Annotated in this window: 19 protein-coding genes; 4 read left to right on the top strand and 15 right to left on the bottom strand. The window is 68.0% G+C overall.

Translation table 11 applies throughout. From position 1 onward, the window contains the following. Positions 1-103 precede the first annotated feature (103 nt). Positions 104-1,465 (bottom strand): Pup--protein ligase, encoded by a 1,362-nt coding sequence (gene pafA / locus ACH4TV_RS18570; protein ID WP_329279181.1) that lies wholly within the window; start codon positions 1,463-1,465, stop codon positions 104-106. A gap of 9 nt (positions 1,466-1,474) precedes the next feature. Next, positions 1,475-2,734 (bottom strand): MFS transporter, encoded by a 1,260-nt coding sequence (locus ACH4TV_RS18565; RefSeq protein ID WP_398399281.1) that lies wholly within the window; start codon positions 2,732-2,734, stop codon positions 1,475-1,477. Between the two features lie 108 nt (positions 2,735-2,842). Between ACH4TV_RS18565 and ACH4TV_RS18560 the strand changes: the two genes are divergently transcribed. Further along, positions 2,843-3,862: a LacI family DNA-binding transcriptional regulator gene (locus ACH4TV_RS18560; RefSeq protein ID WP_398399279.1), complete on the top strand. Its 1,020-nt coding sequence runs from the start codon at positions 2,843-2,845 to the stop codon at positions 3,860-3,862. A gap of 89 nt (positions 3,863-3,951) precedes the next feature. Here ACH4TV_RS18560 and prcA read toward each other — a convergent pair whose 3' ends face one another. The 6 genes from prcA to arc all read right to left on the bottom strand — a co-directional run bounded on the left by prcA (position 3,952) and on the right by arc (position 10,039). After that, on the bottom strand, positions 3,952-4,692 hold the full coding sequence (gene prcA / locus ACH4TV_RS18555) for a proteasome subunit alpha (RefSeq protein ID WP_398399277.1): 741 nt from the start codon (positions 4,690-4,692) through the stop codon (positions 3,952-3,954). A gap of 55 nt (positions 4,693-4,747) precedes the next feature. Then, on the bottom strand, positions 4,748-5,593 hold the full coding sequence (prcB, locus tag ACH4TV_RS18550; protein WP_398399275.1) for a proteasome subunit beta: 846 nt from the start codon (positions 5,591-5,593) through the stop codon (positions 4,748-4,750). Beyond that, positions 5,545-6,159: an endonuclease VII domain-containing protein gene (locus ACH4TV_RS18545; protein ID WP_398399273.1), complete on the bottom strand. Its 615-nt coding sequence runs from the start codon at positions 6,157-6,159 to the stop codon at positions 5,545-5,547. Before ACH4TV_RS18545 ends, prcB begins: the two co-directional genes overlap by 49 nt. Beyond that, positions 6,156-6,371 carry a ubiquitin-like protein Pup gene (locus tag ACH4TV_RS18540; RefSeq protein ID WP_006379817.1) on the bottom strand — a complete coding sequence of 72 codons (216 nt, stop codon included), beginning with the start codon at positions 6,369-6,371 and terminating at the stop codon, positions 6,156-6,158. The genes ACH4TV_RS18545 and ACH4TV_RS18540 overlap by 4 nt, the downstream gene beginning before the upstream one ends. Positions 6,372-6,526: 155 nt before the next feature. Further along, complete coding sequence (gene dop, locus ACH4TV_RS18535; protein WP_398399271.1) at positions 6,527-8,038, bottom strand: depupylase/deamidase Dop; 1,512 nt, start codon at positions 8,036-8,038, stop codon at positions 6,527-6,529. 234 nt (positions 8,039-8,272) lie between these two features. Further along, positions 8,273-10,039 carry a proteasome ATPase gene (arc, locus tag ACH4TV_RS18530; RefSeq protein WP_398399269.1) on the bottom strand — a complete coding sequence of 589 codons (1,767 nt, stop codon included), beginning with the start codon at positions 10,037-10,039 and terminating at the stop codon, positions 8,273-8,275. Positions 10,040-10,292: 253 nt separating this feature from the next. Here arc and ACH4TV_RS18525 point away from each other — a divergent pair, with 253 nt between their 5' ends. Then, positions 10,293-10,598: a ferredoxin gene (locus ACH4TV_RS18525; protein WP_398399267.1), complete on the top strand. Its 306-nt coding sequence runs from the start codon at positions 10,293-10,295 to the stop codon at positions 10,596-10,598. Between the two features lie 118 nt (positions 10,599-10,716). Here ACH4TV_RS18525 and ACH4TV_RS18520 read toward each other — a convergent pair whose 3' ends face one another. From ACH4TV_RS18520 to ACH4TV_RS18510, 3 genes are all read right to left on the bottom strand, one after another. Continuing rightward, positions 10,717-11,298 (bottom strand): hypothetical protein, encoded by a 582-nt coding sequence (locus ACH4TV_RS18520; protein WP_398399265.1) that lies wholly within the window; start codon positions 11,296-11,298, stop codon positions 10,717-10,719. 204 nt (positions 11,299-11,502) lie between these two features. Continuing rightward, positions 11,503-12,405 carry a tRNA (adenine-N1)-methyltransferase gene (locus ACH4TV_RS18515; RefSeq protein WP_398399263.1) on the bottom strand — a complete coding sequence of 301 codons (903 nt, stop codon included), beginning with the start codon at positions 12,403-12,405 and terminating at the stop codon, positions 11,503-11,505. A gap of 38 nt (positions 12,406-12,443) precedes the next feature. Beyond that, positions 12,444-13,919: a site-2 protease family protein gene (locus ACH4TV_RS18510; RefSeq protein ID WP_398399262.1), complete on the bottom strand. Its 1,476-nt coding sequence runs from the start codon at positions 13,917-13,919 to the stop codon at positions 12,444-12,446. A gap of 179 nt (positions 13,920-14,098) precedes the next feature. On the opposite strand from ACH4TV_RS18510, the gene ACH4TV_RS18505 reads away from it, so the two are divergent. Together ACH4TV_RS18505 and ACH4TV_RS18500 are read left to right on the top strand one after the other, a co-directional pair. Then, complete coding sequence (locus tag ACH4TV_RS18505; RefSeq protein WP_398399261.1) at positions 14,099-14,977, top strand: RecB family exonuclease; 879 nt, start codon at positions 14,099-14,101, stop codon at positions 14,975-14,977. Between the two features lie 129 nt (positions 14,978-15,106). Next, positions 15,107-15,778: a response regulator gene (locus ACH4TV_RS18500; protein ID WP_398399260.1), complete on the top strand. Its 672-nt coding sequence runs from the start codon at positions 15,107-15,109 to the stop codon at positions 15,776-15,778. 76 nt (positions 15,779-15,854) lie between these two features. Here the strand turns inward: ACH4TV_RS18500 and ACH4TV_RS18495 are convergent, their stop codons facing one another. The 4 genes from ACH4TV_RS18495 to metH form a co-directional block, all read right to left on the bottom strand. Continuing rightward, positions 15,855-17,435, bottom strand: a complete 1,581-nt coding sequence (locus ACH4TV_RS18495; protein ID WP_398399258.1) for an ABC transporter substrate-binding protein — start codon at positions 17,433-17,435, stop codon at positions 15,855-15,857. 85 nt (positions 17,436-17,520) lie between these two features. Continuing rightward, entirely contained in the window at positions 17,521-19,122 is a 1,602-nt protein-coding gene (locus ACH4TV_RS18490) for an ABC transporter substrate-binding protein (RefSeq protein ID WP_398399256.1), read from the bottom strand. Between the two features lie 444 nt (positions 19,123-19,566). Continuing rightward, positions 19,567-20,268, bottom strand: a complete 702-nt coding sequence (locus ACH4TV_RS18485) for an HAD family hydrolase (protein ID WP_398399254.1) — start codon at positions 20,266-20,268, stop codon at positions 19,567-19,569. Positions 20,269-20,366: 98 nt separating this feature from the next. After that, entirely contained in the window at positions 20,367-23,879 is a 3,513-nt protein-coding gene (gene metH, locus ACH4TV_RS18480) for a methionine synthase (protein WP_398399252.1), read from the bottom strand. Between the last annotated feature and the right edge of the window lie 38 nt (positions 23,880-23,917).

Here is a 23,917-nt window from a genome sequence, read left to right as displayed (position 1 = left end):
TTGTGTTGCTGGCGTCCGCGCAACTCTACGGCGTGCGAAGGGCGCCGTACGGAAAACGTACGGCGCCCGTGTTGCGTTCCGGAAACTCGCCCGGCCGCAAATCTCACATACCGGCGATCAGCTTCTCCACCCGCTCGTCGACGCTGCGGAACGGGTCCTTGCACAACACCGTGCGCTGTGCCTGGTCGTTGAGCTTCAGATGCACCCAGTCGACCGTGAAATCACGGCGCTGCTCCTGAGCCCGCCGGATGAAGTCACCGCGCAGCCGCGCCCGAGTGGTCTGCGGCGGAACCGACTTGCCCTCGAAGATCTTCAAGTCGTTGCAGATCCGAGCGGCTTGGTTCTTCCTCTCCAGCAGGTAGTAAAGACCCCGCCTGCGGTGGATGTCGTGATAAGCGAGGTCTATCTGAGCGACGCGCGGATGCGACATCGTCATATTGTGCTTGGCCCGGTACCGCTCGATGAGCTGGTACTTCATCACCCAGTCGATCTCGGTACCGATCCGGTCCAGATCCTCGGCCTCGATGGAGTCGAGCACCCGGCCCCACAACTCCAGCACCTGCGCGACCGTGCCCGTGCGGATACCTCGCCGGTCGACGAAGTCCACGGCCTTCTCGTAGTACTCGCGCTGCACATCCAGCGCCGAGGCCTCCCGGCCGCTGGCCAGCCGCACCTTGCGACGGCCCGTGATGTCATGGCTGACCTCGCGGATCGCCCGGATCGGGTTCTCCAGGGTCAGGTCCCGCATCACCGTGCCCGCCTCGATCATGCGCAGCACGAGGTCGGTGGCACCGACCTTGAGGAGCATCGTCGTCTCGGACATGTTCGAGTCGCCCACGATGACGTGCAGCCGACGGTAGCGCTCGGCGTCCGCGTGCGGTTCGTCACGTGTGTTGATGATCGGCCGGGACCGGGTCGTCGCCGAGGAGACGCCCTCCCAGATGTGCTCGGCCCGCTGACTCACGCAGTACACGGCACCGCGCGGAGTCTGCAGTACCTTGCCCGCACCGCACAGGAGCTGGCGGGTGACGAGGAACGGAATGAGGATGTCCGCGAGCCGGGAGAACTCCCCGTGCCGGGCCACCAGATAGTTCTCGTGGCAACCATAAGAGTTGCCCGCCGAGTCCGTGTTGTTCTTGAAGAGGTAGACGTCGCCCGCGATTCCTTCCTCGTGCAGGCGTCGTTCGGCGTCCACCAGGAGTCCTTCGAGAATGCGCTCGCCGGCCTTGTCGTGGGTGACGAGTTCCGTCAGGTCGTCACATTCCGGTGTCGCGTATTCCGGATGTGATCCCACGTCAAGATAGAGGCGGGCGCCGTTTCGCAGAAAGACATTGCTGCTGCGGCCCCATGACACGACACGGCGGAAGAGGTACCGAGCCACCTCGTCGGGAGACAGACGCCGCTGTCCCCTGAACGTACACGTGACGCCGTACTCGTTCTCCAGCCCGAAAATGCGGCGGTCCATGACTGAACATTACGCCCGATCCCCTGTGCTGAAACGGGTTCCGGCAGCACGGTTTGGATCATTTTCCGATGAGACCGCAACCACCGCACCTCCCGAGGGCACCGCCAGGACCCGCCCGGTGACCAGCAGAACCAGCAACGACACGGCCCCCGCACCCCCCGGCACGACGAACCCCCACAGCGTTCCGCCCCACTCGACGACCGGCCCCGCCAGGCCCGTTCCCAGCGACGCGCCCACGGTGAACGTCGTCACAAGCCAGGAGAAAGCCTCGGTGACCGTCCCCCGCGGAGCGTGCCGGTCCACCAGCACGAACACACATGCGAGGGCCGGCGCCAGGAACACCCCGGCGAGCACCATCAGCAACGTCATCGCCACGGCGCCCGGCATCAGCGTCAACGGCAGGTAACACACCGCCAGAAGCCCCACCAGCACCGTCAGTCGTCGCTCCGCCGGCCCGCTCCACTGCCGCGCCCCGTACACCGTGCCGCCGAGCAGCGCACCCAGCCCGATGGCCGCCATCAGCCAGCCGTACACCGTGTCACCTCCGTTGTCGTCCGCGTACGACACCGAGGCGACCGTGATGGACCCCAGCGCGATCCCGACGAACAGGAACGCCCCGAGCATCGCCAGCAGCCCCGGCGAACGCAGCGCGCCCAGCCAGTGCGCCTCGCGCGGCGCCGAACGCCACGCACGCGAGGGCGGCGACAGCACCACGGAGAGCGCGCCGAGGACCCCGATCACGTTCATGACGAGCAGCGCGGCCTGCGCCGACCACAGCGACGCGCACAGCGTCACCAGCAACGGCCCCACGGTGAACATGACTTCCTGCGCCACCGCGTCCATCGCGTACGCCGTGTGCACGTGGTCCTCCTTACGGAGGACAGAGGGCCACAGCGCACGCAGACCGCCCTCCAAGGGGGGCGTGAAAAGCCCGGCGACCGCCACCGCGGCATAGGCGAGCGGCAGCGGATCGGTGCCCGCGAACGCGAACACCCCCATGCCGAACGCCGACACGAGCGCGCCCGACAACTGGATCCGCGGCTGCCCGTACAGGTCGACCAGCCGCCCGAGCAGTGGCTGCCCCACGGCGTTCGCCACCCCGTACGCCGCGGCGAGCCCGCCGGCGAGGCTGTAGGTGCCGCCCTCGGCACAGACGAACAGCACGATCGCGATCGCCGCCGTGGCGTTCGGCAACCGGCCCACCAGGGTGCCCACGAGCAGCCGCACCGCATGCCGTGCCCTGAGGATCTCCAGGTATCCCGCCGCCATGACCAGCCCTTCCCGTCGACCGCGACGCCGGAAGTGTTACGTATAACGTCGCCCGTCATACGTACCATGTGCGCAGTCCGCACGTCCACACGAAGGAGCAGGCCCACGGTGGCACGAGGCAGCACCCGACCCACCAGCCGTGACGTCGCCCAGGCCGCGGGCGTCTCCCAGGCCGCCGTCTCCCTCGTACTCGGCGACAAATGGCGCGGCCGGGTCTCCGAGGCCACCGCGGAACGCGTACGGGCCGCCGCCCGCGACCTCGGCTACCGGCCCAACCTCGCCGCCCGCAACCTCCGCCTCGGCCACACCCGCACCGTCCTGCTCGTCGTCCCCGCCCTCACCACCGAGTTCTTCGCCGGGGTCTACACCGGAGCCGCCCGCATCGCCGCCGAACACGGCTTCGGCGTCGTCCTCTACCCCTCCCCCGAGGGCATCGGCCCCGCCCGCGACCCCTTCCACTCCGCCCAGGCCGCCCTCGACGGCGTCCTCGCCTCCTCCATGGCCGCCGACGCCCTCACCGCCATCCGCGGCGACCAACTCCCCCTCGTCATGCTCGACAGCGACCCCCGGGGCAGCCTCGGCGCCGCCACCGTCAACCTCGACATCGCCGACGGAGTACGCCAAGTCGCCGAACACCTGCTCGGCCTCGGCCACCGCCGCTTCCTCCACCTCGCCGCCGACATCCCCTCCTGGACCTTCGAGGTACGCGCCCAGGCACTCACCACACGGCTCTCCGGCGTCCCCGGCACCGACCTGCGCACCATCCAGGCCCCCATCTCCTTCCAAGGCGCCCAGCAGGCCACCACGGCCGCCCTCAGCGGCCCCGGCCCGCACCCCACCGCCCTCGTCTGCGACGACGACAAACTCGCCACCGGCGCCTACAAGGCCATCCGCCGCCTCGGCCTGCGCATCCCCGACGACCTCTCCGTCACCGGCCTCGACGACCTCGCCCTCGCCACCGCCATCGACCCCGAGTTGACGACGGTCCGCCTCGACGCCGAACTCTTCGGCGAACGCGGCATGCAAGCCCTCCTCGCCGTCCTCGACGGCCGCACCCCCACCCAGGGCGACATCCCCGTCCAACTCGTCGTACGAGGCTCCACAGCACCCCCCAGACGCCACTCCTGACCCCACCAACGCCCGCACCCCGGCCGCCAGAAGCGACCGGGGTGCGAAAACAAGAAACAACAGGCGGAACACAACCGCCCACCGGACGACTACTCCTCTTCCTCGGCGCTCTCCGCCTCCGTAGTCGCCCCGCCGGCCTCCAGCAACCGCCCCAGCTGACGACCGACAATCCGCTTGAACTTCCGCTTCTGCGGCCGCGTACGGTCCAGCACCGCCACCTCCAGCCGCTCCGCCGGAATCTCCCGCTCGGTACCGTTCGTATCGCGCGACAGCGCCTGAACCGCCAACTTCAGCGCCTCGGCCAACGACATACCGTCCTGATGACGCTGATCCAGATACGTGCTGATCTGCTCCGCGTTACCACCGACCGCCACCGAACCGTGCTCGTCGACGATCGACCCGTCGTGCGGCAACCGGTAGATCTGATCACCGTCGGCCGACTCACCGACCTCGGCGACCACAAGCTCCACCTCGTACGGCTTCTCCGCCGCCGACGAGAAGATCGTGCCCAACGTCTGCGCATAGACGTTGGCCAGACCACGAGCCGTCACATCATCACGGTCGTACGTGTACCCCCGAAGATCGGCATACCGCACACCGCCGATCCGCAGATTCTCGTACTCGTTGTACTTACCGGCAGCCGCGAAGCCGATCCGGTCATAGATCTCGCTGAACTTGTGCAGCGCACGGGACGGGTTCTCGCCGACGAACACGATGCCGTCGGCATACTGCAGCACAACCAGGCTGCGACCACGGGCAATGCCCTTACGGGCATACTCCGCCCGGTCGGCCATCGCCTGCTGGGGTGAGACATAGAACGGCGTCGACACCGGTTAACCGTCCCTTTCTGTCGAAGTCACTGGACCACCTGAAGAACGAGAGGCACTACAGCAGGGCGGCACGCGGACCGTCGGGCTGCTCCAGACGCCGCGCCAGAATCGAACGGGCGATCTCCGCGCCTTCCTCGTCCGTCAGCCTGCGGAAACCGTCCTCGGTGATCACCGTGACAATCGGGTAGATCCTGCGCGCGACATCAGGACCACCGGTCGCCGAATCGTCGTCCGCGGCGTCGTACAACGCCTGGATGACCAGCGTCGTCGCCTCCGACTCGCTCAGATCACGGCTGTACAGCTTCTTCATCGCACCCCGCGCGAAGACCGACCCGGACCCCGTCGCGGCATACCCGTGCTCCTCGGAACGCCCACCCGTCACGTCGTACGAGAAGATGCGCCCCTTCCCCCGGTCCACATCGAACCCGGCGAACAACGGCACCACAGCAAGACCCTGCATGGCCATACCGAGGTTCGAACGAATCATGGTGGACAGCCGGTTCGCCTTGCCCTCCAACGAGAGCTGCGCCCCCTCCACCTTCTCGAAGTGCTCCAGCTCCAGCTGGAACAGCTTGACCATCTCGACGGCCAGACCGGCGGTGCCGGCGATCCCGACAGCCGAGTACTCGTCCGCCGGGAACACCTTCTCGATGTCCCGCTGCGCGATGACGTTCCCCATGGTCGCTCGCCGGTCACCGGCGAGCACGACACCACCCGGGAAGGTGACGGCCACGATGGTCGTGCCGTGCGGCGCCTCGATCACACCCTGGGTAGGCGGCAACTGCCGCTTGCCCGGGAGCATCTCCGGCTGATGGTCGGACAGGAAGTCCATGAAGGACGACGACCCGGGCGTCAGGAAGGCAGCCGGTAGACGCCCGGTGCTACGAGTGTTGGCTTCCACGGGGATCCTTCCAAGTAGGCGGCAGCCCGACGAACAGCGTCGGGATCATCTCCCAACTTGCCGATGGCCGAATTGCAGTTGAAGCACAGTACGCCACGGACCCTACCCGTCTCGTGGCAATGATCCACATGAATGGCAGGAGCTTTCAGGCAGATCACGCAGAGCCCCATTTGAGAGGCGACCATCTCGTCACGTTCGGCTTCGGTCATGCCGTAGTTGCGCTTCAGATGACCCTGTCGCCCTTGAATGACCCGGCATGCCTTGCAACGCGTCGACAGGCCGTCCGACGCGGTTGCGTTACGGTGCCACTCACTGTGCGGCTTGATCTCGCCACAGGTCCGGCAGAGCTTGTGCCCATGCGGGACTTCCAACTTTTCCCGCACAGACTTCCCGACCGCTTGCCGGCGCCGCCGGTAGTGCGCGGCACTGTACTCAGCCACGCACTCCCGGCACCGCACCTGAAGGCCGTCGCAACGATTCCTGTCCGCCGCGAAGCACTCCGTAGGCAATGCGCGCTTACAGCCCGTACACCGCTTACCTTGCGGCGAGTCGGACAGATCGGTCATTCTCCACCTTTTTGCACGAAACTACGAACAAAGTCCTCGGCATTTTCCTCGAGTACGTCATCGATTTCATCGAGGACGGAGTCCACGTCGTCGCTCAGCTTCTCCTGGCGCTCCTTGAGGTCTTCGGATACCTGTGCCTCAGGTGCCTCCTCGACCTCCTCGGTGCTGCGCGTCGCCTTCTGCTGTCCGCCGCCGGTGTCCTTGGTCGCCATAACCCTCACCCCGCTCGGTTCGACGTTCTTGATCAGACCCTACAAGCAGGGTCCGACATTGGCCCCGCTGTTCCTACAACGTCCGGGAACCACCTCGATGATTCCCGGACGCCGCACTTTCCACCCTGTCCGGCCGTCGCGCCCCGAAGGCCCGCTCAGTGGCCCGACAGGACCCTGACCAGGTCTTCTGCCGTGCGGCAGCGGTCCAGGAGCTCTTTCACGTGATTACGCGTTCCGCGAAGCGGCTCCAGGGTTGGGACGCGCTGGAGCGAGTCCCGGCCCGGCAGGTCGAAGATCACCGAGTCCCAGGAGGCCGCCGCGACGTCGTCCGCGTACTGCTCCAGGCAGCGTCCGCGGAAGTACGCGCGCGTGTCCTCCGGGGGCTTCGTACGCGCCCTCTCGACCTCTCCCTCGTCCAGCAGGCGCTTGATGCGGCCACGGGCCACGAGGCGGTTGTAAAGGCCCTTCTCGGCCCGTACGTCCGCGTACTGGAGGTCGACCAGGTGCAGCCGGGCGGCGTCCCAGTCGAGGCTGTCACGGCGCCGGTAGCCCTCCATGAGTTCCCGCTTGGCGACCCAGTCGAGCTCGCCGGCGAGGCTCATGGGGTCGTTCTCCAGGCGGTTCAGGGTGTCCTCCCAGCGAGCCAGGACGTCCTTCGTCTGGTCGTCGGCGTCAGCCCCGTACCGCTCCTCCACGTATTTGCGCGAGAGTTCGAAGTACTCCATCTGAAGTTGTACGGCGGTCAGTGTGCGTCCACTGCGGAGCGTGACCAGGCGCTTGAGCGTCGGGTCGTGGGAGACCTGGTGGAGGGTGCGTACGGGCTGGTCCACCGCCAGGTCGACCGCGATGAAGCCGTCCTCGATCATGGAGAGGACCAGCGCCGTCGTGCCCAGCTTCAGGTAGGTCGAGATCTCGGAGAGGTTCGCGTCGCCGATGATCACGTGGAGTCGGCGGTATTTCTCCGCGTCCGCGTGGGGCTCGTCCCGGGTGTTGATGATGGGGCGCTTGAGGGTGGTTTCCAGGCCCACCTCGACCTCGAAGTAGTCCGCGCGCTGGCTGAGCTGGAAGCCGTGTTCGTGGCCGTCCTGGCCGATGCCCACGCGGCCCGCTCCGGTGACGACCTGGCGGGAGACGAAGAAGGGCGTCAGGTGGCGCACGATGTCCGAGAAGGGGGTCTCCCGCTTCATCAGGTAGTTCTCGTGCGTGCCGTAGGAGGCGCCCTTGTTGTCGGTGTTGTTCTTGTAGAGGTGGATCGGCTGGGCGCCAGGGAGTTGCGCGGCGCGTTCGGCCGCTTCGGCCATGATGCGTTCGCCGGCCTTGTCCCAGAGGACGGCGTCGCGGGGGTTGGTGACCTCGGGGGAGCTGTATTCGGGGTGTGCGTGGTCGACGTACAGCCGCGCGCCGTTGGTCAGGATGACGTTGGCCAGGCCGATGTCCTCGTCGGTGAGCTGGCTGGAGTCGGCGGACTCGCGGGCGAGGTCGAAGCCTCGCGCGTCTCGCAGCGGGTTCTCCTCCTCGAAATCCCAGCGGGCCCGCCGGGCCCGGTGCATCGCCGCCGCGTAGGCGTTGACGATCTGGGACGAGGTGAGCATGGCATTGGCGTTGGGGTGGCCGGGGACGGAGATCCCGTACTCCGTCTCGATGCCCATTACTCGCCGTACGGTCATGCGGCCCTCCTTGCCCGGCGGTGTCCTCGGTCGGGGACGCCGCTCAAGTACCGCTGGCGCTCCGGTGCGTGTGCGGTGCCCGTCCCCGCACTGCGCGACTCGGCGGTACGAAAGAGCCTAGAACGCCTTTGCGCTGGTGGGGAGATCATTTGCGTCATTGCCTTGCTCCAGCTGTGGCCTGAAAAACAGTTGGCTGCGGGTACCCGGTGAGGGCACCCGCAGCCACCCCGTCTTTTACAGGTACTGACCGGTGTTTGCCACCGTGTCGATGGAGCGTCCGGTGTCCGCGCCCTGCTTCCCGGTGATGAGCGTACGGATGTAGACGATCCGTTCGCCCTTCTTTCCGGAGATCCGGGCCCAGTCGTCCGGGTTGGTGGTGTTGGGGAGGTCCTCGTTCTCCTTGAACTCGTCCACGCAAGCCTGGAGGAGGTGGGAGACGCGGATGCCCTTCTGCTTGTGGTCGAGGAAGTCCTTGATGGCCATCTTCTTGGCCCGGCCCACGATGTTCTCGATCATGGCGCCGGAGTTGAAGTCCTTGAAGTAGAGGACTTCCTTGTCACCGTTGGCGTAGGTGACCTCCAGGAAGCGGTTCTCCTCGGATTCCGTGTACATGTGTTCCACGGCTGTCTGGATCATGCTCTGGACCGTGGCGATCTTGTCGCCGCCATGCTCCCCCACGTCCTCGGGGTGCAGCGGGAGGCGCTCGGTCAGGTACTTCTGGAAGATGTCCTTGGCGGATTCGGCGTCCGGACGCTCGATCTTGATCTTCACGTCGAGGCGGCCGGGGCGCAGGATGGCGGGGTCGATCATGTCCTCGCGGTTGGAGGCGCCGATGACGACCACGTTCTGCAGGCCTTCCACGCCGTCGATCTCGGCGAGCAGCTGCGGGACGATGGTGTTCTCCACGTCCGAGCTGACGCCGGATCCGCGGGTGCGGAAGAGGGATTCCATCTCGTCGAAGAAGACGATGACGGGGGTGCCCTCGGAGGCCTTCTCCCTCGCACGCTGGAAGACGAGGCGGATCTGCCGCTCGGTCTCGCCGACGTACTTGTTGAGGAGTTCCGGGCCCTTGATGTTGAGGAAGAAGCTCTTGCCGGTGGCCTGGCCGGTGACTTCGGCGACCTTTTTGGCCAGCGAGTTGGCGACGGCCTTGGCGATGAGTGTCTTTCCGCATCCGGGGGGCCCGTAGAGCAGAACGCCCTTGGGCGGCCTGAGTTCGTGCTCCTTGAAGAGGTCGGGGTGGAGGTACGGGAGTTCGACGGCGTCGCGGATCATTTCGATCTGGTTGCCCAGGCCGCCGATCTGCTCGTAGCCGATGTCGGGTACTTCTTCGAGGACGAGTTCCTCGACCTCGCTCTTCGGTACGACTTCGTAGACGTAGCCGGAGCGGGGTTCGAGCAGGAGTGCGTCGCCGGGGCGGATGACGACGTCCAGGAGGGGCTCGGCGAGCCGTACCACCCGTTCCTCGTCGGTGTGCCCCTGCACCAGGGCGCGTTCGCCGTCCTCAAGGATCTCCTTGAGGGTGACGATGTCTCCGACGCTCTCGTATTCCATGGCCTCGACCACGTTGAGAGCTTCGTTGAGCATCACTTCCTGGCCGCGTCGGAGCTCTTCGAGCTCGACGCTTGGGCTGACGTTCACGCGGAGTTTGCGGCCTCCGGTGAAGATGTCCGCCGTGCCGTCCTCGTTGGCGACCAGGAAGACACCGAAGCCGGCCGGGGGCTGTGCCAGCCGGTCGACCTCCTCCTTGAGGGCCACGATCTGGTCGCGGGCCTCACGGAGTGTGTTGGCGAGCCGCTCGTTCTGTGCGGACACGCCGGCCAGGTTGGTCTGCAGCTCGACGATCCGCTCTTCGAGAATCCTCGTGTGTCGCGGAGAGTCGGCGAGCTTGCGCCGCAGGACGGCGATCTCCTGCTCAAGGTAGGCAATCTGCCCGGACGGGTCGTCGGACCCTCGTCCCGGGCGGATGCCGCGGTTCATGTCGTCGTCGTGGGCTGCCACGGTCCTCACCTCCTCCAAGGGGAGCTGGACGCTTCCAGACCCTACCTGGGTGGGTGTCGATTGAAACCCCTAGATCACAAAGACTGTCGAGGTGTGTCCGATCTTCACCCTTGCGCTCTCCCTCACGCCAGGGGAATACCCACAGAACGTGGTTGGGAAGCGGCCGGAGGTAGGGTCGAAGTGTTCAACACCCGTCAGAGCTGGGCCGACTTGCCGTCGGATTGCCTTGCTCGGCGCAGAAACGGCAGGAGATGTGACCGTGCAGGAGGAGGCCGGGACCGGCGCCGAGGCGCTGGAGGTCTGGATCGATCAGGACCTGTGTACGGGGGACGGAATCTGTGTCCAGTACGCGCCGGAGGTCTTCGAGCTGGACATCGACGGGCTGGCGTATGTGAAGAGCTCCGGGGACGAGTTGCTGCAGGCCCCGGGTGCGACGACGCCGGTTCCGCTGTTGTTGCTGACCGATGTGGTGGACTCCGCGAAGGAGTGTCCGGGCGACTGTATTCACGTACGTCGAGTTTCGGACAGGGTCGAGGTTTTCGGCCCGGACGCGGAGTGACCGTCCGACTTCTCCGCGCTACGACTGGCTGAAATCCGCCCCTCGGCGCTGTCTGGTTTCTCACAGGGCGCTGGTCGTACGTACGTTCCGCGGCCACCCGTCGCCCCAGGGGCGCGTGTCACACGCTCTGGGCGCCGGCGGGTGTCGAGCGGAGGAACGCGCCGTTCTTCCATTGCCACTTGGCGCGCTCGTTGACGTCGGGGCAGCACCTGGGGACGTCGAGGGACGAGTAGCCGAGGAGTGTGGCGGTGACCGTCCCGTCGCTGACCGTGAGGTCGGTGGCGGTGAGGCGGTCCTTGGGGTCGACGAGGGTCGCGACGAGGCGCGGCTCCTTGGTGTCGGCGGCCTGGGTGAGGACGTACACGCCGTTGGGCGGGGTGCCGGAGCCGGCGTCGCAGCGCACGGAGGCGACCGTTTCGGGTCTGCCGTCGCCGTCGAGGTCTCCGGTGGCCTTGTTCTCCACGAGGACCGGGAGCGGGCCGCACTGGAGGGGGAAGTCGACGCCGGTGGGGTCAGGGGGTGCTGCCGCCGCTGCGGGTCTTCCTGCGGGGCCGGGGCCGGCTGCCTGGGCCGCGGTCGCGGAGCCCGGCTGGAGCGCCGAGGAGAGGGCGACGACACCGGCGAGGGCGGTGGCCGTGGCGAGCCAGTGGATGGGGCGGGCGTGTGTGTGGGCCAGTTCCGGGACGGCGGACTGCTGCACTCGGAGTGTCTCCCGTGGAGGGCTGTGCCGGTGGGGTGTCCCGCATGGTGCCACACGTCACACTGCGAGGGAACGGCGGGGTACGCGGTGTCGGGTGTGAGTAGTGGTGCCGTTGTTGCGTCGGCCGCGTCAACCGGAAAGCGTTGTGGCCGAGTTCCCGGAGTATCGGGGGAACTCGGCCACGGTGTCCGTGCGTTGGTGCGGTCAGCGGCTGTTGCCGCCGTCGGGGTTCGGGCCGGAGTAGTCGTCGCCGTAGGAGCCCTTGGAGGGGCGGCGGCGGCGCATGGGGGGCTCGACGCCGTCGGCGAGGCGGCGGGCGGTGAGCAGGAAGCCGGTGTGACCGATCATCCGGTGGTCCGGGCGGACGGCGAGGCCCTCGATGTGCCAGTTGCGGACCATCGACTCCCAGGCGCTCGGCTCGTTGAAGCAGCCGATCTCGCGGATGGACTCGACGGTCCGGGCGAGCTGGGTGGTGGTCGCCACGTAGCAGCAGACGATGCCGCCGGGGACGAGTGCCTTGGAGACGGCTTCGAGGCATTCCCAGGGGGCGAGCATGTCGAGGACCACGCGGTCGACCTCGGTGTCGCTGAGGTTGTCCTGGAGGTCGCCGACGGTGAGCTGCCAGGCGGGGTGCGGGCCCCCGAAGTAGCGCTCCACGTTCGCCTGGGCGATCTCGGCGAAGTCCTCGCGGCGCTCGTAGGAGTGCAGCATGCCCTGGTCGCCGATGGCGCGCAGCAGGAAGCTGCTGAGCGAGCCGGAGCCCACGCCCGCTTCCACGACGCGGGCGCCGGGGAAGATGTCGGCGAAGGCCAGGATCTGGCCCGCGTCCTTGGGGTAGACCACGGCGGCGCCGCGGGGCATGGACAGGACATAGTCGGGGAGCAGGGGGCGCAGCGCGAGGTAGGCGACGTTTCCGGTGGTGCGGACAACGCTGCCCTCGGGTGCGCCGATCAGCTCGTCGTGCGGGAAGGAACCCTTGTGGGTGTGAAAGTTCTTTCCGGCTTCGAGCGTGAACGTGTAGTGGCGGCCCTTGGGGTCGGTCAGCTGAACCTGGTCCCCGACCTTGAAGGGCCCGCGCCTGCGGGCGGCACCGGTCGGTTCGGACATGTGAACAGCCTACCGGTGTTGACGGGGGCGTCCGACCACTAGGAGGGGCGGGCCATGGCCTTGACGAAGGCGCGTTCCACGTCGGCTGCGGAGAGGACTCCGTAGATCTCGCCGGACTCCTCGACGACCAGGTATTCGCTGGCGGGGGTCGCGCGCAGGGTGTCGAGGAGTTCCTCGCCGGAGAGTTCCGCGGAGACGCGCATGCCGTCGGTGAGGTCCTGGGCGAGGCCGCTGACGGAGACCCAGGGGCGGCGGTGTTCGGGTACGCCGACGATGGCGGCTTCGCGGACGAGGGAGAGGGGTTCGCCGTCGGGGTCGACGACGACCAGGGCGCGGGCTCCGGCGTCGTTGGCGCGGCGCAGGGCCTCGGAGAGCGGGGTGTTGGTCTCGACGGGGACGGCGCGCCGGGTGAGGTTGCGGGCGCGCAGCTCGGGGAGGTGTTCGCGCAGGCGGGCCACGCGGAGGCTGTTGCCGGCGCCGGTCCAGATGATCGCGGCGAGGATGGCGGCGAGCAGGGCGTCGGTGACGGTGTCCATGCCGACGCTGTCCTCGGCGCTGGAGCCGAGGGCGCCGGACTGGGTGAGCAGCGGGAGTCCGATGAGGACGGAGACGGCGAGGGCGCGGCCGACCCAGGCGGCGGCGATCGTACCGCTCATGGGTTTGCCGGTGATCTTCCAGACGACGGCGCGGAGCATGCGGCCGCCGTCGAGGGGCAGGCCCGGCAGGAGGTTGAAGGCGGCGACGATGAGGTTGGAGATCATCAGGCCGGCCAGCAGGACGCCGGGGACGGTGCCGGGTTCGACGGTCTGGAGGGCGAGGTAGAAGACGCCCGCAAGGATCAGGGAGAGGAGCGGGCCGACGAAGGCGAGGACGAATTCGCGGCCAGGGGTCTCGGACTCCTTCTCGATCTCGGAGACGCCGCCGAAGAACTGGAGCTGGATGCGGCGTACCGGGAGTTTGAAGCGGAGGGCGGCGACGGTGTGGGCGAGTTCGTGGACGAGGACGGAGGCGTAGAAGGCGACCGCGAAGAAGAGGGAGACGAGGTAGCGCAGGGCGCCGAGTTCGGGCAGTACGCGGTCGAGCTGGCCGCCGAAGACCCAGGTGATGAGGGCGGCGACGAGGAACCAGCTGGGTGCGACGTAGACGGGTACGCCGAAGGGACGTCCCATGAGGAGCCCGCCGCCGGGTTCCTTGGGTTTGCGGGGGGCGCGGGACTTGGCGAGGCGCGGGGTGGTGCGGATGCGCTCGGGGGTGTCGTCGGGCGCCTTCGTCTTTGTGGGCTCCGCCGGTTTCGCGGGCTCCGGTTCCGGGGCGGGGGTCGGCTTCTCGGGCTCGGTGTGCTCGTCGGCCTGCGCGGTCTCCGGCTCGGGTTGCTCGGTCTGGGTGAGGCGGGTGGCGGCCGTTGTGGGTTCGGGGGGTGTGGGGTCGGTGGTCGGGGCCGTTCGCCCGGTGTGGCGGTCGGTCGACTGGTCGTTGCCGGAGCGCGGCTGTCCGCTCCCGCCGCTCTCGTCCACGGTGTCCCCTTGTCAGATGCGTCTCCCCCTTCCGCTCCGGGGCGAAAGGGTCTCGGGTCGATGGTATGCGGCCGTCGCGTCGTGTTCCGCCCCGGCACCCCCCGTGTTCGCCGGGCTGTCGTGGGTGGGCCGTGGCGGCGGTCGGGTCACTGTCAGTGGTGGGCCGTAAGGTCGTCGTCATGGAAATCAGCACCGAGGGCGCCGCCGAGTCCGTCTCGCCGGTCGTGCTGCCCTCCGCGCCGGCGTCCCTGTCGCCCTCGCGGGCCAGTGACTTCATGCAGTGTCCTTTGCTGTACCGGTTCCGGGTGATCGACCGGTTGCCGGAGAAGCCGAGTGAGGCGGCGACGAGAGGCACGCTGGTGCACGCGGTTCTCGAGCGGCTCTTCGACGCGCCGGCGGCCGAGCGGACGGCGCCGCGCGCGAAGTCGTTGATCCCGGGGCAGTGGGACCGGCTGCGGGAGACGCGGCCGGAGGTGGTGGAGCTGTTCGCGGACGATCCGGACGGGGAGCGGCTGGCGCGGTGGCTGGGTGAGGCGGAGCGGCTGGTCGAGCGCTGGTTCGGGCTGGAGGATCCGACGCGACTGGAGCCGGCGGAGCGTGAGCTGTTCGTCGAGGCGGAGCTGGATTCGGGGCTGAAGCTGCGCGGGATCATCGACCGGGTCGATGTCGCGCCCACGGGCGAGGTGCGGATCGTCGACTACAAGACGGGGAAGGCGCCGCGTCCGGAGTATGCGGAGGGCGCGCTGTTCCAGATGAAGTTCTACGCGCTGGTGGTGTGGCGGCTGAAGAACGTGGTGCCGCGGCGGCTTCAGCTCGTGTATCTCGGCAGTGGGGATGTGCTGACGTACGACCCGGTGCCGGCCGATCTCGAGCGGGTGGAGCGGAAGCTGCACGCGTTGTGGGAGGCGATCCGGGAGGCGACGGAGACGGGTGAGTGGCGGCCCCGGCCGACGAAGCTGTGCGGGTGGTGCGACCACCAGGCGGTTTGTCCGGAGTTCGGGGGTACTCCCCCGCCTTATCCGTTGCCGGTGCGGGTGGCTCCGCCGGGTGGGTCGTGAGTCGTCTGCGGGGCGGTGGGGGCTGAGCGCGCCCCGCGGCGGAGCCGCAGATCGGCACAGCCCCGCGCCCCTGCGAGGGGCTGTGCCCCCGCAAGGCAGAATGGGGGCGGACTAGCGAAGGAGACTTACGTGGCCATCCGCGTCCTACTTGTCGACGACCAGCCGCTGCTGCGTACCGGGTTCCGGATGATTCTGGAGGCCGAGCAGGACATCGCGGTCGTCGGCGAGGCCGGAGACGGTCTTCAGGCGATCGACCAGGTGCGTGCGTTGCAGCCCGATGTGGTGCTGATGGACATCCGCATGCCGCGGATGGACGGTGTGGAGGCGACCCGGCAGATCACCGGGCCGGGGCGGGACGGGCCGGCGAAGGTGCTGGTGCTGACGACCTTCGATCTCGACGAGTACGTGGTGGAGGCGCTGCGGGCCGGTGCCAGTGGCTTCCTGCTGAAGGACGCGCCGGCGGTCGAGCTGGTGCAGGCGATCCGGGTGGTGGCGGCGGGCGAGGCGATGCTCGCGCCGAGCATCACCCGGCGGCTTCTCGACAAGTACGCGGGGCATCTGCCGTCGGGCGACGAGCCGGTGCCCGACACCCTGCACACGCTGACCGAGCGTGAGGTCGAGGTGCTGAAGCTGGTGGCGCGGGGGCTGTCGAACGCGGAGATCGCCGCTGACCTGTTCGTCAGCGAGACGACGGTCAAGACGCATGTCGGGCATGTGCTGACCAAGCTGGGGCTGCGCGACCGGGTACAGGCCGCGGTGTACGCGTACGAGAGCGGGCTGGTGCGTCCCGGCGCTCAGTAGCCGGGTCTGTGGGTACGACGACGAGGGCGCCCCTTCCGGGAACGGAAGGGGCGCCCTCGTTCGCGTACCGGCCGGGTCAGCCCTTGTTGATCTCCCAGAAGCGGAAGACGGTCGAGGCGTCGAGGCAGTACTCGAGGCCGTAGACGTTGTCGTGGGCGACGGCGTACTGCTTGGCCTGCCAGACAGGGAGGAAGGGGACCTCCTGGGCGACGATGTCCTGGAGTTCGGCGAAGTCCGCGTCGGTGGCGGCACGGTCGCTCTCGGCGGCGGTGCCGGGGATGAGCGTGTCGGTGATGGTGCTGTTGGTGTAGTTGTTGCCGAGGACGTTGCCCTTGCCGAAGAAGGGGGCGGTGAAGTTGTCGGCGTCGGGGTAGTCCGGCACCCAGCCCTTCACGTACACGCCGTACTTGCCGGCTTCGATGTCCTTCTCGTACTGCTCGAAGGGGACGGAGCGGACGGTCGCCTCGAAGAGGCCGCTGGCGTTGAGCTGCTTGGCGATGGCCGCGAACTCGTCGTCGGTGGCGGGGCCGTAGCGGGACGGGGTCGACCAGAGGGTCAGTTTGACCTTGCCGGTGATGCCGTCGGCCTGGAGGGCCGCCTTGGCCTTGGTCTGGGAGGGGCGGGCGCCGTAGGTGTCGAAGAAGGCCGTGTTGTGACCGGATATGCCGGCCGGGATGATCGAGTAGAGGGGCGTCGCGGTGTCCTCGTAGACCTGGTCGACGAGGGCTTCGCGGTCGAGGAGGTAGGCGATGGCCTTGCGCACGCCGAGTTTTCCGGTGACCGGGTCGTTCATGTTGAAGACGAGGTGCTGGACCTCGGCGCTGGTGCCCTCGACGACGTCGATGCCCTCGTCGCCGCTGTTCTGCTCCAGGTCGGCTATGTCGCCGGCCTTGAGGCCTCGGTAGGCGATGTCGACGTCCCTGTCGAGGAAGGCCTTCTTCAGCTTGGTCTGGTCGCCGTGGAAGAACTTGAGGGTGACGCCGGAGTTCTGGACCTCGGCGGTGCCCTTGTAGTTCGGGTTGACGGAGAAGACGGCGCTGTCCTCGCCGAACGAGTCGAGCCGGTAGGGGCCGGAGCCGACGGCTTCGCCGTCCTTGCGCAGGCCGTCCTCGTCGTACTGCCGGTGGTCGACGATCGAGCCTGCGCCGGAGGCGATCTTGCTGGGGAAGGTGGCGTCGGCCACCTTGAGGTTGAAGACGACGGTCTTCTCGTCCGGGGTGTCCACCGAGCCGAGCATGGGGAACATGATCGCGGGACCGGCGTCGTCGTTGATCTTCAGCATGCGGTCGAAGGAGAACTTGACGTCCTCCGAGGTGAGCGAGTCACCGTTGCTGAACTTCAGGCCGTCGCGCAGGGTGCACTTGTACACCTTGGTCTGCGCGTCGCTGAAGGCGCACTCCCTGGCGGCCTCGGGCACCGGTTCGGTGCCGCCCTTGGGGAAGCTGAGGAGCGACTGGAAGACGTTGTTGAACAACAGCCAGGAGCCGGGGTCGTAGCCGGAGGCCGGGTCGGTGGCCAGGACGTCGTCGGACATCCCCATCACCACCGTGGAGCCGTCGGCCCCCGAGTCACCGTTCTCCGAGCCGCATCCGGTCAGGAGGCCGGAGGCCAGCCCCGCCACGATGGGCAGGACTGGCCACTGGTTGCGCAGGTTCACGTGGATGTGCCTTGTCGTCGGGTCTTGAGTACCCGGGACCGTCCCGGTCCCGGGTCGGGAAACGTGCGTCGGACGGGTGTGCCGGTCAGCTCACACCGCGGCCGAGCTCCCAGAGCTGGAGCGTCGAGGAGGAGTTGAGGGCCCACTCGGCGCCGGTGATGCCGTCGCGGGCAGCGATGTACTGGTTGCCCTGCCACAGCGGCAGCACGGGTACGTCGTCGGCCACGATGTCCTGGATGTCCGTGAGGCTCTTGGACGCGGTGAGGCGGTCGGCCTGGCGGCGGGACTCCGGGATCAGGGTGGCGCGGATCCGGCTGTTGGCGTACGGCGACTTGAGGAAGTTGTCCTTGTCGAGGAACGGCGCGAGGTAGTTGTCCGCGTCGGGGAAGTCGGGGAACCACCCCATGCCGTAGACGTCGTACTCGCCCTCTCGCTCGGCGGGGGCGAAGGTGGCCCAGGGCGTGCCCTCGATGGTGACGCTGAACAGCCCGCTGGCATTGAGCTGCTTCTGCAGTTCCTCGAACTCCTGCTTGGTGGCCGGGCCGTAGTGGTCGGTCGTGTAGTGCAGGGTGAGTTTCACCGGGGCGGTGATACCGGCGTTGGCCATCAGGGTTTTGGCCTTGATGTCGCTCGGCTCGCCGTATTTGTTGAAGAAGGAGTTCGAGTGACCGGTGATGGTGGCCGGGACCAGCGAGTAGAGCGGCTGGGCCTCGTCGCCGTACACCGTGGAGACGAGTTCGGCGCGGTTGATGATCTGGGCCATCGCCTGGCGGACGGCTTTGGTCTTCACCGTCGGGGCGTTGGTGTTGAAGGCGAGGTAGCGGATTTCGAGGCCGGGCATCTCGACGAGGTCGATGTCGCCGGCCGACTCGTCGTCGAGCTTCCGGATCTGCTCGGGCGACATCGTGCGGGTCATCAGGTCGATGTCGCCCTTGGAGAGGGCGGTGCCCATGGCGGCGGCGTCCTCGAAGGAACGCAGTTCGACCTTGTCGTTCTTCGGCGTCAACTGCCCCTCGTAATGGGGGTTCTTGGTGAAGACGGCGTTGACGAGTTCGTCGTTCTTGACCTCGGCGTGGAGCGTGTACGGGCCCGAGCCGTCGACCTTGAAGCCGTCGCGCAGCTTGTCCTTGTCGTAGTCGTCCGGGTTGACGATGCCCGCGACCGGGGTGGACAGCTTGAACGGGAAGGTGGCGTCGGCGGTCTTGAGGTGGAAGACGACCTCGCGGTCGCCCTCGGTCTCGACGGTGTCGATCGTGGACAGCAGGGCGAACACACCGCTGTCGGCCTGGATCCGCAGGGCCCGGTCGATCGAGAACTTCACGTCGGCGGCCTTGACGTCGCTGCCGTCGGCGAACTTGAGGCCCTTGCGCAGGGTGCAGGCGTAGCGCTCGTTGCCGGTGTCGGTGAACCCGCACTTCTCGGCGGCCTCGGGCACCGGGTCGCCGTCGCCGCGCGGCTGGACCATGAGGGTCTGCACGGTCTGACGCAGGATGTTCCAGGTGCCGACGTCGTAGGCGTACGCCGGGTCGATCGGCGCCGGAGTCTCGGTCGAGGCGGTGAACCGGTCCGTGGTGCCGACAACGATGGCATCGCCGCCGCTGCCGCTGCCACCGGCTCCGCCACAGGCGGCGAGCACGGGAACGAGCAGGCCGAGCGCGGCGGGCAGCACCAGAGTCTTGCGGTTCATGCTCGGGTTTCTCCAGGCTGTCGATCCCAGAAACCCGGCGTGCGTGGGGTGGTGCGCGCGGGTACGGGATTAGTTCGATGTTCTCTCAACGAGGTTAGTCCGCACCGCGGAGGGGCCCACAGGCAGCCGGAGTTGAGGGCTCATCACGCTGCGGAACCGGGTGCGGACGCACCGAAAAACCGGCGGCGGAATGATTCCGCGCAGGTTCTCCCCAAACGGGACACAAGGGCGTGCCGAGAGCCCCTGAAAGGGGCGCGTGTACACGCCACTTGCCCGTCGCCGGGGCCTTTCCGCGTGGCGAAGCTCACACGTTCAGCGTGATTGGTGCATACGCGAATTTTGCCATTGCGAGAGATTCCGTGGAGCCGCGGTAATTCTCAGATGACGGCCCTTGCGTTCATCCGCGCGTTTTCCCGCATTCGACGGGCACACTCGGTGAAGGGGTCAGTGCATTTCCGTCATCAGTCCGTGGAGAAAGGGCAGGTCGACTTCTTCCAGCGAGGTGACGACCGTGCGGCGCGCGGCGGGGGCGATGGGGGCGACCGAGGGCACGGCGATGACGTGGCAGCCGGCGGCCTCGGCGGCGGCGACGCCGGTCGCCGTGTCCTCGATGACGGCGCATCTCGCCGGGTCGGCGCCCAGGCCGGCCGCCGCGAGCAGATAGGGGTCGGGGTACGGCTTCGTCCGCTCCACCTCGTCCCCGGCGATGCTCAGGGCGAAGTGCTGCGGGCCGAGGGAGGCCACGACGCGGTCGATGATCCGGCGGTGCGAGGCGGAGACGAGGGCGGTCGGGATCTCGTGCGCGGAGAGTTCGGCGAGGAGGCGGGCGGCGCCCGGCATCAGCGGCAGGGCGCGGCTGATGAGGTGTTCGAACCCGTCGTTGAGCAGGACCGAGAGTTCGGCGAGGGTGATGTCGGCGCCGGTGGCCTCGATGAGGAACCCGGCGCTGCGGGTCATCGGGCCGCCGACCACGACGTGCCGCCAGGAGTCGTCGAGGGTGTGACCGAGGCCGGCGAAGATCTCCACCTCGACGTCCCACCAGAAGCCCTCGGTGTCCACCAGGGTGCCGTCCATGTCGAGGAGTACGGCCTGGAGTGCTGAGCCTTCGGCCGTACGGGTTCCGAGCGCGGGGACCGTGCTGGTCATCCTGGCGCACCTCCTTGAGGGACGATCAGGCCGGTTGCCCCTGAGTGCACAGAGGGCAACCGGCCTGCGATGGACCGACCAGTCTACGTCTTGTCCGATCAGCGTGCGTTGAAGTACTTCGCCTCGGGGTGGTGGATGACGATGGCGTCGGTGGACTGCTCGGGGTGGAGCTGGAACTCCTCGGAGAGGTGGACGCCGATGCGCTCGGGCTTGAGAAGGTCGGCGATCTTGGCGCGGTCCTCCAGGTCGGGGCAGGCGCCGTAGCCGAGGGAGAAGCGGGCGCCGCGGTACTTGAGGGCGAACATGTCCTCGACGTCGGCCGGGTCCTCGCCGGCGAAGCCCAGTTCGGAGCGCACGCGCGCGTGCCAGTACTCGGCGAGCGCCTCGGCCAACTGGACGGACAGGCCGTGCAGTTCGAGGTAGTCGCGGTAGGAGTTCGCCTCGAAGAGCTTGGCGGTCTCCTCGCCGATCCGGCTGCCGACGGTGACGACCTGGAGCCCGACGACGTCCGTCTGGCCGGACTCCTCCGGGCGGAAGAAGTCGGCCAGGCACAGCCGGCGGCCACGGCGCTGGCGCGGGAACGTGAAGCGCGTACGTTCGTTGCCCTGGTCGTCGAGGATGATCAGGTCGTCGTCCTTGGAGACGCACGGGAAGTAGCCGTAGACGACGGCCGCCTCCAGCAGGCTCTCCGTCTGGAGCTTGTCCAGGAGGCCGCGCAGCCGGGGGCGGCCCTCGGTCTCGGCCAGCTCCTCGTAGGTCGGACCGTCACCGGCGCGGGCCTGCTTGAGGCCCCACTGGCCCTTGAAGAGGGCGCCCTCGTCGAGCCAGCTCGCGTACTCCTTGAGCTGGATGCCCTTGATGACCCGGGTGTCCCAGAAGGGCGGGGTGGGGATCGGATTGTCGATGGCGACGTCGGAGCGGACGTGGCCCTCTTCGGGGCGCTCCTCGACCTGTACGGCGGCGGCCGCGCGGACGCGACGCTGCTTGAGTTCGGGCAGCTTGGCGCCGGGGACGCCCCGCTTGACGCCGATCAGGGCGTCCATCAGGCGCAGGCCCTCGAAGGCGTCGCGGGCGTAGCGGACCTCGCCCTCGTAGATCTCGTGGAGGTCCTGTTCGACGTACGCCCTGGTCAGGGCTGCACCACCGAGGATCACCGGGTACTCGGCGGCCAGCTTGCGCTGGTTGAGTTCCTGGAGGTTCTCCTTCATGATCACGGTCGACTTCACGAGGAGGCCGGACATGCCGATGACGTCGGCCCGGTGCTCCTGCGCGGCTTCGAGGATCGCGGAGACCGGCTGCTTGATGCCGATGTTGACGACGTTGTAGCCGTTGTTGGTGAGGATGATGTCGACGAGGTTCTTGCCGATGTCGTGGACGTCGCCGCGGACGGTGGCGAGCACGATCGTGCCCTTGCCGTCGTCGTCCGTCTTCTCCATGTGGGGTTCGAGGTAGGCGACGGCCGTCTTCATGACCTCGGCGGACTGGAGGACGAACGGGAGCTGCATCTGGCCGGAGCCGAAGAGCTCGCCGACGACCTTCATACCCTCCAGGAGGGTGTCGTTGACGATGTCGAGGGCGGGGCGGGTCGTCAGGGCCTCGTCGAGGTCCGCCGCCAGGCCGTTCTTCTCGCCGTCGATGATGCGGCGCTGGAGTCGCTCGTCCAGGGGCAGGGCGGCGAGTTCCTCCGCCTTGCCGGCCTTGAGGGACTTGGTGGTGGCGCCCTCGAACAGGGCCATCAGCTTCTGGAGCGGGTCGTAGCCCTCTGCGCGCCGGTCGTAGACCAGGTCGAGGGCGGTGGTGACCTCCTCCTCGCTGAAGCGGGCGATGGGGAGGATCTTCGACGCGTGCACGATCGCCGAGTCGAGGCCCGCCTTGACGCACTCGTCGAGGAAGACCGAGTTGAGCAGCATGCGGGCGGCCGGGTTGAGGCCGAAGGAGATGTTGGACAGACCGAGGGTGGTCTGCACGTCCGGGCGGCGGCGCTTGAGTTCGCGGATCGCCTCGATCGTGGCGATGCCGTCCTTGCGGGACTCCTCCTGGCCGGTACAGATGGTGAAGGTCAGCGTGTCGATGAGGATGTCCGACTCGTTGATGCCCCAGTTCGTCGTCAGGTCCTCGATCAGCCGTTCGGCGATGGCGACCTTGTGCTCGACGGTACGGGCCTGGCCCTCCTCGTCGATCGTCAGCGCGATCAGCGCGGCGCCGTGCTCCTGGGCCAGCTTCGTGACCTTGGCGAAGCGGGACTCCGGTCCGTCGCCGTCCTCGTAGTTCACCGAGTTGATGACGGCGCGCCCGCCGAGCTTCTCCAGGCCCGCCTGGAGGACGGGAACCTCCGTGGAGTCCAGGACGATCGGCAGCGTGGAGGCGGTGGCGAAGCGGCCGGCGAGTTCCTTCATGTCGGCGACGCCGTCCCGGCCGACGTAGTCCACGCACAGGTCGAGCATGTGCGCGCCCTCGCGGATCTGGTCGCGGGCCATCTCCACGCAGTCGTCCCAGCGGGCGTCGAGCATGGCCTCGCGGAACTTCTTCGACCCGTTGGCGTTCGTCCGCTCGCCGATCGCCATGTACGCGGTGTCCTGGCGGAACGGGACCGTCTGGTAGAGCGAGGCGGCGCCGGGTTCGGGCTGCGGCCGGCGCTCGACGGGCGTGGCGCCCTGCACGCGCTCCACGAGCTGCCGCAGGTGCTCCGGGGTGGTTCCGCAGCAGCCGCCGACCAGGTTCAGGCCGTAGTCCCGTACGAAGGTGTCCTGGGCGTCGGCCAGGCCCTCGGGGTCGAGCGGGAAGTGGGCGCCGTCCTTGGTGAGGATCGGCAGGCCGGCGTTGGGCATGCAGAGGAGCGGGGTGCGGGAGTTGCGGGACAGATAGCGCAGGTGCTCGCTCATCTCGGCCGGGCCGGTCGAGCAGTTCAGGCCGATCATGTCGATGCCGAGCGGTTCGAGCGCGGTCAGCGCGGCGCCGATCTCCGAGCCGAGCAGCATCGTGCCGGTCGTCTCGAAGGCCATGGAGACCAGCAGGGGTACGTCGAGGCCGGTGGCCTCCATGGCCCGGCGGGCACCCAGGATCGACGACTTCGTCTGGAGGAGGTCCTGCGTGGTCTCCACGATCAGGGCGTCGGCGCCGCCGGCGAGGAGTCCCTCCGCGTTCGCCTGGAAGCCGTCGCGGAGGGTCTGGAAGTCGATGTGGCCGAGGGACGGCAGCTTGGTGCCGGGGCCGATCGAGCCGAGGACCCACCGCTGACGGCCGTCGCGGGCGCCGAAGTCGTCGGCGGTCTCGCGGGCGATGCGGGCACCGGACTCGGAGAGCTCGTACACGCGGTCGGCGATGTCGTATTCGGTCGCCGCCGTGTGGTTGGCGCCGAAGGTGTTCGTCTCGACGCAGTCGACGCCCACCGAGAAGTACGCCTCGTGGACGGAGCGGACGATGTCGGGGCGGGTGACGTTCAGGATCTCGTTGCAGCCTTCGAGGTTCTCGAAGTCCTCCAGCGTCGGATCCTGCGCCTGCAGCATGGTGCCCATCGCGCCGTCGGCCACCACCACACGGGTGGCGAGTGCGTCCCGGAGGGCGGACACACGGGTCCTGTTGTCGGCGGAAGGGGTGGGCAACGAGGCCATGTAAGGGCTCCCTGGAGTGCGACGGCTGTCGGCTTTGC

The organism is Streptomyces sp. NPDC020898, from assembly GCF_044333925.1.
GTDB lineage: Bacteria > Actinomycetota > Actinomycetes > Streptomycetales > Streptomycetaceae > Streptomyces.
Note: the sequence above shows the minus strand (reverse complement) of the source record. Positions and strands in the feature narration are given on the sequence as shown.

Bases quoted from the DNA above. Each gene is read 5' to 3' on its own strand.
- pafA (WP_329279181.1), bottom strand. From the start codon at position 1,465: ATGGACCGCCGCATTTTCGGGCTGGAGAACGAGTACGGCGTCACGTGT.
- ACH4TV_RS18565 (WP_398399281.1), bottom strand. From the start codon at position 2,734: ATGGCGGCGGGATACCTGGAGATCCTCAGGGCACGGCATGCGGTGCGG.
- ACH4TV_RS18545 (WP_398399273.1), bottom strand. From the start codon at position 6,159: ATGACCGATCTGTCCGACTCGCCGCAAGGTAAGCGGTGTACGGGCTGT.
- ACH4TV_RS18540 (WP_006379817.1), bottom strand. From the start codon at position 6,371: ATGGCGACCAAGGACACCGGCGGCGGACAGCAGAAGGCGACGCGCAGC.
- dop (WP_398399271.1), bottom strand. From the start codon at position 8,038: ATGACCGTACGGCGAGTAATGGGCATCGAGACGGAGTACGGGATCTCC.
- ACH4TV_RS18515 (WP_398399263.1), bottom strand. From the start codon at position 12,405: ATGTCCGAACCGACCGGTGCCGCCCGCAGGCGCGGGCCCTTCAAGGTC.
- ACH4TV_RS18505 (WP_398399261.1), top strand. From the start codon at position 14,099: ATGGAAATCAGCACCGAGGGCGCCGCCGAGTCCGTCTCGCCGGTCGTG.
- ACH4TV_RS18490 (WP_398399256.1), bottom strand. From the start codon at position 19,122: ATGAACCGCAAGACTCTGGTGCTGCCCGCCGCGCTCGGCCTGCTCGTT.
- ACH4TV_RS18485 (WP_398399254.1), bottom strand. From the start codon at position 20,268: ATGACCAGCACGGTCCCCGCGCTCGGAACCCGTACGGCCGAAGGCTCA.
- metH (WP_398399252.1), bottom strand. From the start codon at position 23,879: ATGGCCTCGTTGCCCACCCCTTCCGCCGACAACAGGACCCGTGTGTCC.